At 53.6% G+C, this 1968-nt stretch carries 2 rRNA genes; both read right to left on the bottom strand.

What is annotated here, in order from left to right:
* A 5S ribosomal RNA gene (rrf, locus tag DWB85_RS19240) occupies nucleotides 1–86 on the bottom strand; the annotation flags it as partial.
* A gap of 260 nt (nucleotides 87–346) precedes the next feature.
* Nucleotides 347–1968: ribosomal RNA gene (locus DWB85_RS19245) — 23S ribosomal RNA — on the bottom strand; the annotation flags it as partial.

Below are 1968 nucleotides of genomic sequence, written 5' to 3' on the forward strand. Positions count from 1 at the left end.
AGCCCCACACTACCATCGGCGATGCAACGTTTCACTTCTGAGTTCGGGATGGAGTCAGGTGGTTCCATTGCTCTATTGTCGCCAGGCAAACTGGCATGAGACGCGCTAGCGGCGAATGCCATCCCGGCTCGCTTTAAGCCGGGATCCCGATGAGCCATGCTCGATCGACGCGTATCGCTGTCTCAAATAAGGTCAGGTAAATCAAACTGTGCCCTACATGGATGTAGGGCCATCGAGAATCGCCCGGCAGGCGTACCTGGGGAGCGATTCCGATGATTGTCCTTCGGTGCAGTCAACACCATGACTCGATCACAACACCCTTGTCTTCTCAAATAACTTGGATTATATGGTCAAGCCTCACGGGCAATTAGTACTGGTTAGCTCAACGCCTCACAACGCTTCCACACCCAGCCTATCAACGTGGTAGTCTTCCACGGCCCTTCAGGGGAATTAAATTCCCAGGGAGAACTTATCTTGGGAGGGGCTTCCCGCTTAGATGCTTTCAGCGGTTATCCTGTCCGAACATAGCTACCGGGCAATGCGTCTGGCGACACAACCCGAACACCAGTGGTTCGTCCACTCCGGTCCTCTCGTACTAGGAGCAGCTTCCCTCAATTCTCCAACGCCCACGGCAGATAGGGACCGAACTGTCTCACGACGTTCTAAACCCAGCTCGCGTACCACTTTAAATGGCGAACAGCCATACCCTTGGGACCGGCTTCAGCCCCAGGATGTGATGAGCCGACATCGAGGTGCCAAACACCGCCGTCGATGTGAACTCTTGGGCGGTATCAGCCTGTTATCCCCGGAGTACCTTTTATCCGTTGAGCGATGGCCCTTCCATACAGAACCACCGGATCACTAAGACCTACTTTCGTACCTGTTCGTCTTGTCAGACTCACAGTCAAGCGCGCTTGTGCCTTTACACTAACCTCATGATTTCCGACCATGATTAGCGCACCTTCGTGCTCCTCCGTTACTCTTTGGGAGGAGACCGCCCCAGTCAAACTACCCACCACACAATGTCCTCGACCCGGATCACGGGCCTGAGTTAGAACCTCAACTTTACCAGGCTGGTATTTCAAGGTCGGCTCCACAATGGCTAGCGCCACTGCTTCAAAGCCTCCCAGCTATCCTACACAAATAAAGTCAAAGTCCACTGTGAAGCTGTAGTAAAGGTTCACGGGGTCTTTCCGTCTAGCCGCGGGTACACTGCATCTTAACAGCGATTTCAATTTCACTGAGTCTCGGGTGGAGACAGTGTGGCCATCGTTACGCCATTCGTGCAGGTCGGAACTTACCCGACAAGGAATTTCGCTACCTTAGGACCGTTATAGTTACGGCCGCCGTTTACCGGGGCTTCGATCAAGAGCTTCTCCGAAGATAACCCCATCAATTAACCTTCCGGCACCGGGCAGGCGTCACACCCTATACGTCCACTTACGTGTTTGCAGAGTGCTATGTTTTTAATAAACAGTCGCAGCCACCTGGTCACTTCGACCAGCCCCAGCTTAGGCAGCAAGTGCCATCACCAGAGCCGGCGTACCTTCTCCCGAAGTTACGGTACCATTTTGCCTAGTTCCTTCACCCGAGTTCTCTCAAGCGCCTTGGTATTCTCTACCTGATCACCTGTGTCGGTTTACAGTACGGTTCCTCATTACCTGAAGCTTAGAAGCTTTTCTTGGAAGCATGGCATCAACCACTTCTCTCGCAGCTCTCGCCTTGAGATCGTCATCAGCTCTCGGCCTCGACCGCCCGGATTTACCTAAGCAGCCAGCCTACAACCTTAAACAGGGACAACCAACGCCCTGATGGCCTAGCCTTCTCCGTCCCTCCATCGCAATAATAAGGAGTCCAGGAATATTAACCTGATTCCCATCGACTACGCATTTCTGCCTCGCCTTAGGGGCCGACTCACCCTGCGCCGATTAGCGTTGCGCAGGAAACCTTGATCTTCCGGCGGGGAGG

It is taken from the genome of Seongchinamella sediminis (assembly GCF_003457605.1).
GTDB lineage: Bacteria > Pseudomonadota > Gammaproteobacteria > Pseudomonadales > Halieaceae > Halioglobus > Halioglobus sediminis.